The organism is Grimontia sp. SpTr1 (genome assembly GCF_947387585.1).
GTDB lineage: Bacteria > Pseudomonadota > Gammaproteobacteria > Enterobacterales > Vibrionaceae > Enterovibrio > Enterovibrio indicus.
Genome location: NZ_CANDOD010000025.1, coordinates 34,981 through 49,223, shown reverse-complemented (window position 1 = coordinate 49,223; position 14,243 = coordinate 34,981). Strand labels below are relative to the sequence as shown.

At 47.7% G+C, this 14,243-nt stretch carries 12 protein-coding genes and 1 pseudogene; 11 read left to right on the top strand and 2 right to left on the bottom strand.

Annotation, left to right across the window (positions count from 1 at the left end):
* From QL223_RS23860 to QL223_RS23840, 5 genes and pseudogenes are all read left to right on the top strand, one after another.
* Positions 1-528 (top strand): annotated as a pseudogene (locus QL223_RS23860) (type VI secretion system tip protein VgrG); the annotation flags it as partial.
* Entirely contained in the window at positions 516-1,235 is a 720-nt protein-coding gene (locus QL223_RS23855) for a DUF4123 domain-containing protein (RefSeq protein WP_002540741.1), read from the top strand. The pseudogene QL223_RS23860 and the gene QL223_RS23855, both read left to right, overlap by 13 nt.
* Entirely contained in the window at positions 1,232-2,227 is a 996-nt protein-coding gene (locus tag QL223_RS23850; protein ID WP_281546163.1) for a Rhs family protein, read from the top strand. The genes QL223_RS23855 and QL223_RS23850 overlap by 4 nt, the downstream gene beginning before the upstream one ends.
* On the top strand, positions 2,228-6,082 hold the full coding sequence (locus QL223_RS23845) for an RHS repeat-associated core domain-containing protein (RefSeq protein ID WP_281546162.1): 3,855 nt from the start codon (positions 2,228-2,230) through the stop codon (positions 6,080-6,082).
* Position 6,083: 1 nt separating this feature from the next.
* A complete protein-coding gene (locus tag QL223_RS23840; RefSeq protein ID WP_039850309.1) occupies positions 6,084-6,311 on the top strand; it encodes a hypothetical protein in 228 nt (75 codons plus the stop codon).
* Positions 6,312-6,527: 216 nt separating this feature from the next.
* Here the strand turns inward: QL223_RS23840 and QL223_RS23835 are convergent, their stop codons facing one another.
* Complete coding sequence (locus QL223_RS23835) at positions 6,528-7,427, bottom strand: Gfo/Idh/MocA family oxidoreductase (protein ID WP_281546161.1); 900 nt, start codon at positions 7,425-7,427, stop codon at positions 6,528-6,530.
* A 313-nt stretch (positions 7,428-7,740) separates the two neighbouring features.
* Between QL223_RS23835 and QL223_RS23830 the strand changes: the two genes are divergently transcribed.
* From QL223_RS23830 to QL223_RS23815, 4 genes are all read left to right on the top strand, one after another.
* Positions 7,741-8,178, top strand: a complete 438-nt coding sequence (locus QL223_RS23830) for a hypothetical protein (RefSeq protein WP_002540737.1) — start codon at positions 7,741-7,743, stop codon at positions 8,176-8,178.
* Between the two features lie 13 nt (positions 8,179-8,191).
* On the top strand, positions 8,192-8,380 hold the full coding sequence (locus QL223_RS23825; RefSeq protein WP_002540736.1) for a DUF1289 domain-containing protein: 189 nt from the start codon (positions 8,192-8,194) through the stop codon (positions 8,378-8,380).
* Positions 8,381-8,597: 217 nt separating this feature from the next.
* Positions 8,598-9,830, top strand: coding sequence for an NAD(P)/FAD-dependent oxidoreductase (locus QL223_RS23820; RefSeq protein WP_281546160.1), 1,233 nt, complete (start codon positions 8,598-8,600; stop codon positions 9,828-9,830).
* Positions 9,831-9,950: 120 nt separating this feature from the next.
* Positions 9,951-11,225 (top strand): dicarboxylate/amino acid:cation symporter, encoded by a 1,275-nt coding sequence (locus QL223_RS23815; protein ID WP_281546159.1) that lies wholly within the window; start codon positions 9,951-9,953, stop codon positions 11,223-11,225.
* A 342-nt stretch (positions 11,226-11,567) separates the two neighbouring features.
* Here the strand turns inward: QL223_RS23815 and QL223_RS23810 are convergent, their stop codons facing one another.
* A complete protein-coding gene (locus QL223_RS23810; protein ID WP_281546158.1) occupies positions 11,568-11,891 on the bottom strand; it encodes an antibiotic biosynthesis monooxygenase in 324 nt (107 codons plus the stop codon).
* 115 nt (positions 11,892-12,006) lie between these two features.
* Between QL223_RS23810 and QL223_RS23805 the strand changes: the two genes are divergently transcribed.
* Positions 12,007-12,915 carry a LysR family transcriptional regulator gene (locus QL223_RS23805; RefSeq protein ID WP_039850308.1) on the top strand — a complete coding sequence of 303 codons (909 nt, stop codon included), beginning with the start codon at positions 12,007-12,009 and terminating at the stop codon, positions 12,913-12,915.
* A gap of 153 nt (positions 12,916-13,068) precedes the next feature.
* On the top strand, positions 13,069-14,229 hold the full coding sequence (locus QL223_RS23800) for an ABC transporter substrate-binding protein (protein WP_281546157.1): 1,161 nt from the start codon (positions 13,069-13,071) through the stop codon (positions 14,227-14,229).
* Positions 14,230-14,243: the final 14 nt, after the last annotated feature.

Genomic DNA, 14,243 nt, shown 5'->3' with positions numbered 1-14,243 from the left:
AACCTGCTGGTCGAGAATGACCGCAAGGACAACATCAAGCATGACCTCCATCTGGATGTCGAGAATGAAAGGTTCCAGCATATTAAGGTGGATGACCACCTGACAGTGGATGGGCAATCCAAAGAGCATGTAAAAGGTGACAAAACAGTCATCAGTGACAACAAGATCCACATCAAGCAAAGCACAGGGCAACTTGTCGATGCGGGCAATGAAATACACCAAAAGTCCGGTGCCAAGCTGGTGATTGAAGCAGGTAGCCAGATCACGCTAAAAGCGGGGGGCTGTTTCGTCACTGTTGATACTTCAGGGGTACATATTTCAGGTCCCGTAGTGGATCTGAATGCAGGCGGCGCAGCAGGAAGCGGAAGTGGATACGGCGGTGCAGCACCCACATTGCCAGGGGAACTGCCTCCTAAGCCAGAAAATCCACTCCCGATGCTGACACCGGCACAAATCGCCACCATGAAGTCCGCAGCGCCATTCTGCGAAGAATGTGAAAAATGTAAGGATGGCCAATGCGAGATCTAGCCCAAGAGACAGAGGCTCCTCTCCATTGGTATGCCATATTCAACGGAACCTGCGATGACAAAGCATTGGCAGATTTCTATCGCTTTGGCGGTAATGACGCCAAACCACTTTGGAGCGGGACCCCCTACGCAGAATGGCATGAAGTGATGCCCTATATCGCTGACGTTTCGCACCTGCCTGACTTCATTACCTGGACTGAGCAGGAAGCGAATGAGGACTGGGGCATTCTCGTTGCGAGCACACTCCACTTGCCGGACATATTCCAACATTTTCGTAGTCTCACACTGGTGTGGATGCCCTCAGGCAACCATGCCTTTTTCCGTTTCTATGACCCAAGATTCAGTATCGATCTGGCGCGCTTCTGTGATGAAGAACAGCGCAACCAAGTGATGGGCCCTTGCCAGCAATGGGTTTCAAAACAACGCACAGTGACCAATTCTACCCCTGCATCTTCAGTCGTTGAGAAACCCTTTCCGTGGTGGGAAGTGCCTGAAGCGGTCGTTAAAAAGCTCAGCGAAGAAGATAAATCCGTCCTCATCGCCAACAGCATTAAATGGCTCCGGGAAAATCACGCCGATATCTACTTCTCTTTTCCTGAAAGAACCATTGAAGCCAAGGTCAAGCGCTTGGTTGAGCGCTACAAGGAAGAATTCGGCACGTTAAACAGTTACATCAAAAATGCATTGGATAAAGAGGTGTATCGGTGAGCAGTAACGTAATGACGATGGCTGACGTCGATAACATGTTCAGCAAGATTAAATCGGATTTCGAGACCTCGATTGATGAATACCGCAAACACTCAGAGAACTGGTTTTATGGGTGGGCGCTGGATATGGAACAAAAGGTTATCGTCAACGATAACGAGCAGTCTGCAGATACAGACGATTCAAAAATCGAAGCCGATATCATCACCTGTCCACTTGATGGAAAGATCACTCTTGTTCATTGCTTTGAAGCCGAAGCCTTTGTTCCCATCACAGGCACGCCATTTAAGGTACAGCCAGTCAAATTCGATGATGGGATATTTATCGATTCATACGAACCTGATGGTCCAGCAGTTTCCGGCACAATCGGTAGCGACGGCACCGCTGAGGTCACGCTAGACCCAAAATATCGGGGTAAACCTGTCCGCATCACCTTTTATCCCGAGGTGAGCGAAAGTGACATCAAAACCATGCTCGATTCCTATGACCCAACAATCAACAAGCTCACTGCTTGGTTGGATAAAGAATGGAAGACGCAGCGTAGCGAATGGCAAATCTATCTTAACGATCCTATTGATGTCTGGGACGAAGTGGGGAAGTTTCTCGACAATATGCTGGATGCTGTCGTTGATGCCTGGGATGAAATTGCTGATTTATTCAAGCTACTCGCCAACCCCACGGAGCTAGCTAAAAAACTCTCCAAATATTTAGAAAATCCAGAGTTGATTGCTGAAAAACTGGCCTCAGCCAAAGAAGAAGCCGAAAGAATGCTGACGCTGATAAAAGATGAAGCGCGCTGCTTCTTGTGTCTCAACGCAGTCATCTCTTGGTTCAAAATTCTTAGCCCACTCCAGATCCTCACTCTGGTGTCTGTCTCTCTCGCCTCCATTCTGGTTGAGGTTGTCCTCAGTATTGTTATCCCCGGCGGCGCAGTTTTAAGAAATATCAATCGACTCAGAGATGTTGCGGGTACCGCAACCATGGTAGGTGCGTAAATGAGCAGGAAAGGACGCGCCGTCAAGGCCGTGAAGAAAATCAAAGAAGTCGTTGATATCACCAAAGTGGACGCGGTGGATAACATCGACACACTAAAAAAGGTCACTCAGCATGGCAATGGAAAGCTCAACGCCAGGGCTAAAGCCACCCAGAGTGTCGAGGGGAAAAACCTAGACGGTGCGACTTCGGAGAAACGCTCTGCGACCCAAAGTTCGCATATCACTGCTGAAAAACCTCGGGATATCGATAACAAAAAAAGCACCACCGAGAAAGGCGACGCAACACAAGGTGCTGGTAAGGACGTGTCAGAAGGCTGTCCGGTATCTATGGTCACGGGTGAAGAAACCCTTCAACTTAGCGATGTCACGCTTCCCGGTGCGTTGCCTTACACGTTTACCCGAACCTACAAAACATCAAGCTGTGAGCTCAACTCAAGTTTGGGTTATGGCTGGAGTCACCCTCTCAGCCAATCTCTGATCTTCGAAGCGGGCAAGTTGTTCTGGAAAGATGCCGAGGGCAAACGCACCCAACTTCCAGAGCCTACAGAGTCGCGACCTGAAATCTATAACGACCTCGCAGGTGCAGCAGTATTCCTCGGTGAAAAAGAGAATGAATATGTCTTGGCGCAAGCCGGGCAACCCTTTCATCACTTCACCCGCAGAGGGAATACTGCTCAGCTAACGGGTTTATCAGACAAATACAATAACCGCTTAACAATCGAATACGACGGCTATCAACGACCTCAAGCAGTTATCAACGAACAGGGTATTGCGCTTTGGTTTGAGTATCAAAGCGGCCTCATTTCTGCGATTGAGTTCCGCACGCTGAAAACAGACGGCTCAAAGAAGGAGTGGATAACAGAGCGCACCAGTTTCACCTATCACTACAACGAAAATCAGCAACTCGTTAACGCCTTAAACACCGCTGGCGAAGGCGAGCACTATCAATATGACGAGGTCAACGTCATCTCACTGCGTAAAATGGCAGGTGGCATCGAGTTCGGCTGGCAGTGGGAAGGTGAAGGGAAAGAAGTTCGTTGTGTCCATCACTGGAGCAATACGGGTTACGACACCAAATTCGAGTGGGATGACGCGTCCAATGCCGTCGAAATCACCTATTCAGACGGCAGCACTGCCGCTTACCAACATGATGAAAACGCCAAGCTGGTAGCGCAGACAGACCCCGACGGCGCCGTTACAAAAAACGAATTCAATGAAAATGGCGATTTAGTCCTCACTGTCGACCCGCTTGGCAATGAAACCCGCCATGTTTATAACGACTTCCAACAACGCGTCCTGACCGTTCTACCTGATGGTGAGGTGATTGAATACCAATACTGGCGAGGCAACCTTCGCCGGGTCATTCAAGGCAAGCGCAACTGGCGCTACAAATACAACGCGCAAGGAGACATCACCGAAAAACGGGATCCACTTGGCCAAGACACCTTCTACCGATACAACGGACAAGGTCAGTTAACCGAAATCGCCTACCCGGACGGCAGCAAGCATAAATTGGCTTGGAACCGACTGGGGATGCTGATTGGCGAAACCTATCCCGATGGTTCTCAAGCTTCCTATCGCTACGATATTTTCGGTCGCATCATTGTTGAAAAATCGGCCATTGGCGCTGTCACTCAATACGAGTGGGACAATGCTGACAGACTGAGCAAGGTGAAGCTCCCTTCCGGACAAACTAAGCACTTTGAATACAATGCTTACGGCAAGGCAACCCGTGTTATTGATGAAAACGGCCTGGAAACCCTGTACGACTATCACCCGAACACCGACCTTGTTAGTCAGGTCATCCAACCTGACGGCTCTACCCTTCGTTACCAGTACGAAAACGCCAAAAATTTCGTTACCGCCATCATCAATGAGCGCAACGAAACCTATCGCATCGATTACTGCTCCAACGGTCTGGTTCGCAGTGAAACGACCTTTGATGGCCGTCGCTTCGCCTATGAATATGACCTCAACGGCAAACTGCTAAAGAAAACTGAGACCGGTACTCAAGGCACAGAACTGGAAACCGTTTTTGAGCGCGACGCCATGGGCAGGCTAACTAAGAAAACCCTGCCTGATGGACAAGAGGTCGCCTACAACTACGACGCTTACGGACAGTTGATTGGTGTTGACGATGGGGAGACTCCCCTTGCCTGGCAATATGATTTACTTGGCAGGCTCACCGAGGAACACCAAAGCTGGGCATCGAACTTCTTCGAGTATGACAGTGTCGGACATCTCTCCCACTGGCAATTGCCTGATGCCAATAAGCTCAGCTTTGAACGCTCTGCCGGCGGCGTGCTGAGCCGTATCTTGCTCAATGATGAGCAACTGACCCGTCACCATTACCAAAATGGTTTGGAAACCGCCCGTAAACAAGGCGACATTCTCAGCCGCTTTCAGCATGACGAACAGGGGCGACTGACTGCCCATACCCAGCACCAAAACGGGCGACAGACACAATCCCGTCAATATCTCTATGGTGCTGATGGCAACCTGAGCGAGATGGCCGACAGCCGATTCGGTACAGTTTATTACGACTACGACCCGCTTTCACGACTCAAGAAAACACGGGGCGTGGTGGAAGAATCGTTCGCCCATGACCCTGCAGGTAACCTGCTTGACCAAGTCATCGGCGCTAAGGCAGGCACTAAGCCATTCGATGTTGAAGGTAACCAGCTCAAATTCCACGGTGACAGTCACTATGAATATGACGAATTTGGCCGACTAATTGCTGAAAAACGCGGCAAAGAGCAAAGCCTAGTCACACAGTATGAGTACGACTGCCAGCACCGCTTAACCAAAGCCAAATTGCCAGACGGTTCGTTCGCCACCTACAAATACGATGCGTTTGGCCGACGCATTAAAAAGCGTGTGACAAACAAGCTTGGCAGTGTGAAGACTACCGAGTTTGTCTGGCAAGGCGACACCCTGATTGCCGAAACCAGCAAAGACCATTATCAGACCTACATCTACGAACCCGGCACCTTCAAACCGTTGGCAATGCTGTCAGGTGAAGGCACAGATTGTAAGGCTTACCACTACCACCTAGACCAAATCGGTACCCCAACAGATATTACCGACAATCAGGGTAGAGCGGTCTGGTCGGTGCAATACCGCGCATATGGCAATGTGCTAAGACAGCATGTTGAAGAGATCTCCAGCCCATTGCGTTTTCAGGGGCAGTATTTCGACGAAGAAACAGGCCTTCACTACAACCGACACCGTTACTACAGCCCAAACACTGGGCGGTTTGTTACGGCCGACCCCATCGGGTTAGCGGGTGGATTAAATAACTACCAATATGTACCGAACCCAACGGGATGGGTGGATCCGTTGGGATTGGCGAATGTATCTGTTAATGGCGCTTGTTGTGGGGATAGTCAAAAACCGGATTTTTATGTTGGTCCTTCAGGTCCTTCTTCTACTCTGCCTAGCACTGGCTACAGATACGAAAGGCTTTTAGAAGATAATGGCTCACCCTATAAATGGGGACATGAAATGCTCGAAACTGGGAGAGGTAAGCCTACTTATATTGGTTTTGAAGAATATGAGAATGCGGCTGATGCGCTTGATGCGTTTCAAATCAAAGGACCGAACATAGGTCCAGATGAGAATGGTATAGGATCATGGTCTGACGCAAGAATTCGTGGGAAATTTGATACGCTTCAGCTATATGAGGATGGAAAACCGCAAGTCAGAGTCCCCAGGTGGGCTGGTGACAGTGACCCGACAAGATTAGAACCGTTTGCTGAAGCCTATCCTCAATACGGTAAGGGAGGAGCAGTACAATTGCACGCCGACAGACGAGATGTTATCTATGATGCAGTAGAAATAATCCCAGAGGAATAAGATGGACAAATTAGAAAAACTTGCTGATGAAGCGTACGCTCTTAAAACGCTTATTTATCTAGTAGATAAATATGAAGCATCTAGCGATAAAAAAATAGAAATGGTCAAGCGTTTTTCTATGATACCTGGCTGTATACCAGGGAGGGTTATTGGATCAGTATTTTATCAATATGATGTAACTGATGAAGATCAACTTGTCATTCAAGAAATAGTTAATATTTATAGTTAACTCTCCAAAACAACAACTGGGCCAGGCACTTCGAATACAGCCAGGTGAAGACTAAGGCTGCGAGGCTTACCACTACCACCTAGACCAAATTGGCACGCCAACAGATATCACTGGTTTACACGGTAAATCCGTTTGGTCATTGTAGGTCTCTTTTTCTATTTATCGACTTATAAGCATTCAATGAACCATGCTTACAGCTTCGATGCAGAGTGTGGTTCATATAACCTCCCCCAACAACCACTCACAAAACGCATGGGTCGACAGGTTTCGTTGCTTAGCTTTCTCATCCATTCGGCCTGATGCCACCACACTCACCCAATCTTCCAGCATAGCTTTAAAGCCCTTGGTTTCGAGAGTATCTGTCCAATCGGGCAGCTCGACAGTTTGGGTGATGCCGTTCTCGAATTTCTCGCCTTTCAGAAAGCCATTAAATTGATAGGCTTCGTTTTCACAGGCCAACGATACTGATTCGCAGGTTTTACCAAACTGGCGGTTCATTTGGCCGTTAAACAGAGTGCCATTTTCTTCCCAGGAGAGGTTGATCATGGTGATTTCATCGCCCGCTTTCTGGCACACCACCTGAATGTCTTGCTGGTCAATATTTCCATGGATATTGAGCGAGTCAATCACGTGGATCATGTCATCAAAAATGAAGTCCTGTGCTTTGCCTGTCAGGTTGAGTCGATGTTTGTGCCAAGTAAGCGTTCGAAGTTCAGCTCGGCCCACCAGCGTGTTCCAAAGTGGAATGTAACGACGGTTAAAGCCAACAAACAAAGGGACGGATTTATGCTCTGACAGATCATGAAGCTTTTGGTAGTCGGCAAAATTCAGCGTGGCAGGCTTATCAACGAAAACGGGAATGTGCTGTTCCATAAAGAACGTCGCAATAGCAGCATGTGTTTCACTGCTGGTGTGGATCATCACGCCATCGATATTCATCTTTACCAGCTCGCGGTAGTCACGGCAGGTTTCCTCAATGCGATATTCGTTGGCGACTTCTGCCAGTTTTTCTGGGTTCCGGGTACAAAAAATAAGCTCGAGATTTGACATGCGGGTGAGCAAAGGAAGGTAGGCTTTAGTAGCAATATCACCTAAACCGATAACGGCAATTCTCATTCATTTCCCTTTCATTGTTGAAGCAGATTGCTTGCTGATTCAGAGCCAATCGCAAGCTGCAAAAGCTGGCTTGGAGGGTATCATTTCTGTACCAATTTAGACTCCAGACGTGTCACACTAAAGAGACATTTTCGATATTCACCTTCTCTATTTCGTTCTCACTGCTTTTGCTGTTCCTCGCCTATTGACACCTATTTGGCGACATTGATAGGTTACGTTATAACATAACAACTCAGTTTGGCTAGGATGCTAATCCAGACCGTAGAGAAGCATGTTAGATGCTCGTGTTGGGTCTGTATTTCAAGGCATATGAATGAAAGACATTAAACCTATTTTCCGGAATCTCGAGAAAATGCTCCGGCAGTCGTCATGGTTTGATGATGGTTGGGAAATATATAACCGCGGCGTGTACATGCAGCTTTATAAGGAAAGTTGGCACAATGAGGCTCAAGGCGGCATCCACTTTGAAACCTATATTGAAGCGCCGCAGTTAAAGCAGAAAGAGTTTCCTATCTGTATGCATGCAGAAGAAGACTGCCCTTCACAATCTGAATTTGTCCGCAAATTTCTGGAACTTGAAGGGGAGAAAATCAAGGGCTGGAAAGGCTATCAAACCATAGGAAGCGGTTATCATATTTGTCAGCGCAACCTGCCTCTCAACTTTAAAAACCTCGAACAAAAGCTGTATGAAGAGTTTAACCGTCTCCGGCAACTTGAAGACGGTATTGAGCAGACATTAAGTGAGCTTTGAAGGACGGAGCACGATGAAGCGGAATCAAAGTCCCTGTATTGATGTGTGCGATTTTTCTGGCCCCAAAGGATGGTGTTTAGGGTGTGGTCGTACGCGTGAGGAATGCCAAAAGTGGAAAGGCATGAAGCCTTACGACAAGAATGCCCTTCAAAAAGAACTGAAGAAAAGGATGTCTAAGTTAGTGGTTAAAGAAGGAAAATAACGATCGCATCTTGGTGCTGCTCTCCTATACCCAAATAACCTGAATCCGATCCAGTGCAATTATTACCTATTGGTAATAATCAATTTCGAATGTGTTGGATTATCAATTTTCACATCATCAATATAATGCGCCCCATTCCGCTAGCCTATGAAACCTGATGACAAGGCTGGCATACCGTATTCAACAACACTCTGAGTGTTGGTATTGGGAGAGAACGATGTCAAAAATCGTTGTAGTAGGTGGTGGTGCAGCAGGCCTGGAGTTAGTCACTCGTTTGGGTAAACAGTTTGCGCGTCGCCGTGAACATGAGGTTATTTTGGTTGAGCCTGCCAGTCACCATTACTGGAAGCCTCGTCTGCATGAAATCGCGGCCGGAACCTTCGACCAAGAATTGGATGCTGTTAGCTACCTCCAACATAGCTTCTGCAATCGCTATCAATATGTCCAAGCTTCAATGTCTGCACTTAGCCGCGCTGACAAGCAGATTGAAATTCGTGATGCCAATGGCCAGATATCGACGCTCGATTACGACTATCTGGTGATTGCGGTTGGCGCAGTAAGTAACGACTTCAAAACGGCAGGCGTCAGCGAACACTGCCTGTTTTTAGACTCTGCAGAACAAGCCCAGCGAGCATGGGATCACATTAATCCTTTGCTGAAAGCCGATGAGTCGCGTCAAATCTCTATCGTGGGTGCAGGTGCAACAGGCGTCGAATTGGCCGCCGAGCTTGCAAAAGTCAGTAATCAGCTAAAACGATACCGCAGAAATGCCGAGCTTAAAATTACCCTTATTGAAGCCTCTGATCGGGTATTGCCTGCTGGCCCTGAGTGCATGTCCCAGAAAGTGCAGCACGCACTCACTAAAAGCGGAGTAAACGTTAAAACAAACACGCGTATAGCGCGCGCAGAAGAAGGAAAACTCATTACTGATAATGGTGAAGTTCTGACTGCCAGCCTCCAATTATGGGCGGCAGGCATTAAGTGTGCACCATGGCTTGCGACACTTGATGGATTGGAAACAAACCGCCTGAACCAGTTGAAAGTTGACCAAACGCTCCGTACCTCGATGGATGAGAATATCTTTGTTATCGGTGACAGCGCTGAATGCCCGCAACCTGACGGCAGCTTTGTACCACCAAGAGCGCAAGCAGCAAATCAGGCTGCAGAACATTTAGCTCGCCAGCTTATCCGTATGCTTAAAGGTAAAGCGATGAAACCATTTATTTTCAATGATGGCGGCATGGTTATCGCGGTTGGCCATGACTATGCAGTAGGCAGCCTGATGAACAACAAATTGATCGTTCGTGGCCGCTTTGTACGCAACCTGTATGACACAATATTTCGTCTTCACCAGAAAATTCTATTTGGTTGGGGTCGCGTCACGGCACTGGTGCTTCTAAAGCGTGTAAAGGCATCACTGAATCCTTTCTACAAGCACAATATCTCCTAAGATTTGGTGACACTGTCACTTGTCATTCTCACTGAGAAGTGCAAAACACTTCTCAGTGCCTTATCGCTTGCTTTTTCAGCTCTGTTTTCCAGCGCGCTGAGAATTTTTGGAATAACAATAATGTGGACTAAACTTCGTCAGTCTCTCCCTTTACAGCTAGCGTTTGCCGCTTTCTCAGCTTGGGCCATAACCCGCCTCTTCTCCATTGACGATCAGGTCGCTCAGCAAGACTGGTATCAATTGATCGCACTGGGTAAAACCACTTATCTGGGTTTGCTCAAAATGGTGGTAGGCATTGTTGTGATGCTATCACTGCTGCAAGGCATCACCAGTATTGGCTCAACAATGCGGTTAAAAAAGATAGGCCGAACCACGATACTGTTTTATAGCTTTACCTCTTTCATTGCTATCAGCCTCGGGCTAGGTGCGTCGTTACTGCTCCCACCATGGGAGCCACTGACATCGATTGTGCCAGTGGGCGAAGAGGTCAAATTGATTAGCGCTGAAGCCGCTAATGGTGGGGCGATTGCAGAAAAACTATTCTCGATGGCACTTGTCAACCCAATACAAGCCCTGTCCGAAGGTAACCTTCTCGCGATTGTCTTGTTCTCATTCATGCTCGGTCTGGCCTTAGTATCGACACTACCTGAGAAACATTCGTTATTTGAGATGATCAATGGCTTAAACAAAGGCGTGAATAAAATCGTCAGCGGTATCATCAAGCTGGCTCCATTGGCCGTTTTTTCCATCGTTTTTGAATTTTCTGTCTCCGGCAGTAGTTTGCTGTTCAAGCAATTGGCGCTGTTTGCCGTATTGGTGTTTACGCTCACCCTAATCCACGGCGCCATAGTGTTGCCGGGTATTGCCAAATTCATCACTGGGATAAGTTTCAAGCGTCTCTTTAAAGCATTGTCTGCCCCAATGGCCATGGCATTCGCGACTTCCTCTAGCTCTGCAACCCTGCCCCTTTCGATGCAGACTGCAGAGCAGGAGCTTGGGGTATCTCAAACCACCAGCAGTATGGTTTTACCTCTTGGCTCTGTCATGAACATGGATGGCACAGCACTGTTTGAGGGTGTAGCTGCGATTTTTCTTGCTCAGCTCTTTGGTGTCGATCTGACAACCTCAGGATTGGTGATGATCTTTATCATGGCCATGGTGTCTTCCATTGGCGCGCCAGGAATGCCTTCAGGTTCTATGTCCGGTATGCAGATGGTACTTCTGGCGGCGGGTATTCCCCTTGAAGCGATTGCCATACTATTGCTGATTGAACGCCCACTCGATACCTTCAGAACCGCTGTTAACGTTGAAGGGGATCTGATTGCTGCGGTAGTGATCGATAAGTGGCAACAGGAGGAAGGGACAAGTCATCAGCTAACCCATCACGCCATTTGATAACTGCCATCGGTATGCCTATCATGGATATGAATCTGAATGATTATTCATCATGTATTTTTCTTAATCCGGACATGCCGATGGCCAAACAAACTTTTTACAGCCCCATACACTAAACACCTTCAAACAGCCGAAGTAGGCCTTGCGCAACTATACGCATTTAACATTCACTTGTTTATTATTTGCTACTGGTGTTTTTTTATTCACAGTATTTGTGGATAAGATACATAAGGTCAACGTACGTCTTTACTTTTAACTCAGCGGTTCTTTTTTGAGAAAACCAAGTTAAAAATTTATCTATCTTGTACATTCGACCATAACAGTCTTATTTGACTAACATTTTTAGTCTGACAGACTGTACTCCTTCTCAACCTTGGCAATTCGCGTTGTAAAGGCTGCATACCATTTTTTTCGCCCAATTTTCTGGGCTTCTACATGCTCCATGTTTGCTTTCCATTGCTTGATGGATTCGAGGTCTTTCCAGTACGAGACCGTAATACCTAATCCCTCCCTGACCGATTCAATGCCCAGAAAACCAGGTTGCTCAGCTGCCAACTCAACCATTCGCTCGGCCATCTCTCCATAGCCTTCATCGATCTCTGTTCGGTGGTTGGTGAATATCACAGCGTAATAAGGCGGCTCTGGGGTTTTCGCAATGTCAGACATGATCATTTTCTCCTTCGCTCAATTGCCTACAGGAAGTATCTCAGTCTTTGGGATAGCTTCAAATACGCTTCAATGCTCTACAATCAGAAGAGTCATTTCAATGGATTAATCACTTTTGGCTTTTACGTTGCGACAATTGCAGTACTTCGTCGCTACTGCAGAGCAAGGCAGTATGTCCCATGCCGCCCAGTTGCTTTCTATCTCCCAGTCCGCAATAACGGACGCGATAAAAGATCTTGAGGCTGATCTCGGGGTGCTTTTGTTTGAACGCCATCCAAGGGGCCTGAATATCACCCGGAATGGTCATCACTTCCTGCGGCATGCCAAAACAATCCTTGGGCAAGTCTCCGATGCACGCTTATCTCTTTCTCCAGAGAGCTCTACTTCCAAAGGGGAACTTAACATTGGCGTGACGGCGCTAGTTTCAGGCTATGTATTAGCTGATATTCTTTCACGTTATAAACGTGCTTATCCTTACGTAAAAATCGCCGTTATCGAAGACAACAGTGAATATCTCGAGCATCTTTTGATTGGGGGAGAACTTGATGCTGCTGTGATCCTACTCGATGAAGATCAGGACCTAATGGCACTCGAAGCAGAAACATTGGATGTTTCTCCATATCGGCTCTGGCTGCCGATTGGGCACAGATTAACCACCAGCGACTCTATCTCACTCGACGATATTTCGGATGAACCCTTGGTCATGCTCAATATCGAGGAAATCGAAGCCACCACACACAAATTGTTGAGCGCATTAAATACGCGCCCAGACATCGTATTCCGCACGCGCTCCGTTGAAGCCGTCCGTAATATGGTCGCTACTGGCGCAGGAGTCACTTTATTGCCGGATATGGTTTACCGGCCTTGGTCGCTGGATGGTGATCGCATTGAATCACGAGACATATCGGGCTCGCTCCCTGTTATCCGAATTGGTGTGGTGTGGCGAAAAGGCTCAAAACTCCAACCTCACGTTCAAGGTTTTATCAACGTCGCGCAGTCTCATCACAAACAGCGCTCACGATAAAAAATCTATTTTTCCTGTAGTTACTTCTGGTATCGGATTTTCCTATACCTCTCTTCTGGATATCCCATTTGTAAATGTGTACTCAAAAAACAAAGCTTCTAAAGGTTGATTCCGACTTTCGTTTTTTGAGAAGTACACAGGGAGAGAAAGGAAATGAATCAGACAAGGATTACCGTACTTATCGCCTCCACTTTCATTTTCGCCGCCTCGAGCGCTGCGACAACAGATGCACTCACCAAGATCGGTAAACCCGAAGGTCAGGTAAACATTGTCGCCTGGCCGGGGTATATCGAGCGCGGTGAGACATCCCCTGATTTTGATTGGGTAACGGGGTTTGAAAAAGCCACAGGCTGTAAGGTAAACGTCAAAACTGCCAACACATCAGACGAAATGGTCGCCTTGATGAACGAAGGTGGTTTTGATTTGGTCACTGCCTCTGGCGACGCCTCTTTGCGGTTGATTGCGGGTAAGCGCGTGCAACCCGTCAATATTGACCTGATCCCAAGCTGGAAGACCGTCGACAAGCGATTGCAAAACGCGCCTTGGCATACCGTTGATGGCACACATTACGGGACTCCCTACATGTGGGGACCCAACGTATTGATGTACAACAAGGACGTTTTCAAGGAAGCGCCAGCCAGTTGGAACGTGGTTTTCGAGGAAGTCACACTGCCAGATGGGAACACCAACAAGGGACGTGTTCAAGCCTACGATGGACCAATACACATCGCAGATGCCGCCAACTATCTGATGCATCATAAACCTGAGCTTGGCATCACCAGTCCTTACGAGCTCAATCAGGAACAATACAACGAGGCGCTTGATTTACTCAGACAGCAAAGAAAATTAGTTTCCCGCTACTGGCATGATGCCTTCATCCAGATTGACGACTTTAAGAATGAAGGCATGGTGGCCTCAGGCTCTTGGCCATTTCAGGTCAATCTGCTCGCTGCAGACAAACAGCCTATTTCATCAACCATCCCAGTTGAGGGGGCCACAGGTTGGGCGGATACCACCATGATGCACGCTGACGCTGACAACCCTAACTGTGCATACCTTTGGATGGAACATACCCTTGCTTCGAACCTTCAAAGCGATCTCTCAGTATGGTTTGGCGCAAACCCCAGTGTACCCGCAGCGTGTACAGATGGCCGCGGCATGCAAACTGCCGCAGGTTGCAAACTCAACGGAATGGAAGAGTTTGACCGCATTAAGTTCTGGCAAACCCCTGTTTCCAAGTGTAAGAGCCAAGGTCAGTGCGTGCCCTACTACCGTTGGGTATCTGATTACATTGGTGTGATAGGTGGCCGTTAAGGCCACCTTCAAGG

What these genes read in the sequence shown, in the direction of transcription:
- QL223_RS23855 (WP_002540741.1), top strand. Translation starts at nt 516, where the DNA reads ATGCGAGATCTAGCCCAAGAGACAGAGGCTCCTCTCCATTGGTATGCC.
- QL223_RS23810 (WP_281546158.1), bottom strand. Translation starts at nt 11,891, where the DNA reads ATGTCTGACATTGCGAAAACCCCAGAGCCGCCTTATTACGCTGTGATA.
- QL223_RS23840 (WP_039850309.1), top strand. Translation starts at nt 6,084, where the DNA reads ATGGACAAATTAGAAAAACTTGCTGATGAAGCGTACGCTCTTAAAACG.
- QL223_RS23835 (WP_281546161.1), bottom strand. Translation starts at nt 7,427, where the DNA reads ATGAGAATTGCCGTTATCGGTTTAGGTGATATTGCTACTAAAGCCTAC.
- QL223_RS23825 (WP_002540736.1), top strand. Translation starts at nt 8,192, where the DNA reads ATGAAGCGGAATCAAAGTCCCTGTATTGATGTGTGCGATTTTTCTGGC.
- QL223_RS23820 (WP_281546160.1), top strand. Translation starts at nt 8,598, where the DNA reads ATGTCAAAAATCGTTGTAGTAGGTGGTGGTGCAGCAGGCCTGGAGTTA.
- QL223_RS23800 (WP_281546157.1), top strand. Translation starts at nt 13,069, where the DNA reads ATGAATCAGACAAGGATTACCGTACTTATCGCCTCCACTTTCATTTTC.
- QL223_RS23830 (WP_002540737.1), top strand. Translation starts at nt 7,741, where the DNA reads ATGAAAGACATTAAACCTATTTTCCGGAATCTCGAGAAAATGCTCCGG.
- QL223_RS23815 (WP_281546159.1), top strand. Translation starts at nt 9,951, where the DNA reads ATGTGGACTAAACTTCGTCAGTCTCTCCCTTTACAGCTAGCGTTTGCC.
- QL223_RS23845 (WP_281546162.1), top strand. Translation starts at nt 2,228, where the DNA reads ATGAGCAGGAAAGGACGCGCCGTCAAGGCCGTGAAGAAAATCAAAGAA.